Raw genomic sequence first — 660 nt, 5'->3', positions numbered from 1 at the left:
ACATCGTTAACGCACACGCGATAAAACCTTTCATATCGCACGCACCGCGTCCATATAGTTTGTCACCACGTATCGTTGCCGTAAATGGATCTGACTGCCAGTCTTGACCATCAACGGGTACGACGTCCGTATGGCCAGACAACACCAAACCGTTATTAATTTGGTCGGCGTTTTCGCCAGCGGGTACGGTCGCAAACAAGTTGGCCTTGGTTTTTGTCTCGTTAAAGGTCAAATCTACCGTCAGACCCAACTGCTCACAATACGCTTTTACATCATTAATCAGTGCTAGATTTGAATGTCGACTGACCGTGTCAAAGGCAATCAGGCGCGTCAGCCAGTCAAGGCTTTGTGTTGGATGCTTAGTATTATTGAACTGGCTGTCGTTATTATTGCCAACGTCATTACCATTAGCTGTATTATTAATATCTTGGATCATAAAATATCCTTATTACGATATAGTGCCAACTCCAAAATACACCACTCGCTAAGTTAAACTTGCCCAGCTTATCAAATATGCTGGCACCTGTTTACTCACAACTTTGGTTTTCGAAATGGCATAAAATAAGTAGGCGCTATCCTTTTTGGAATGAGCGCCGCTGTAAAGCTCTTACTTCTTCATCCAGACCTGAAATAGGTCCTGTTACTGGCACATTAGGAGCA

Annotated in this window: 1 protein-coding gene; it reads right to left on the bottom strand. The window is 43.8% G+C overall.

Features of this window, described 5'->3' with window-relative positions; translation table 11 throughout:
* Positions 1 to 436, bottom strand: a 436-nt coding sequence (locus tag ACS8FC_RS18230) for a M20/M25/M40 family metallo-hydrolase (RefSeq protein ID WP_439297823.1), incomplete at its 3' end; no start/stop codon positions are given.
* Positions 437 to 660: the final 224 nt, after the last annotated feature.

This window comes from Psychrobacter sp. 1Y4, from assembly GCF_051847555.1.
The sequence above is the reverse complement of the archived record's forward strand: the minus strand, read 5'-3'. Positions and strand labels throughout refer to the sequence as shown.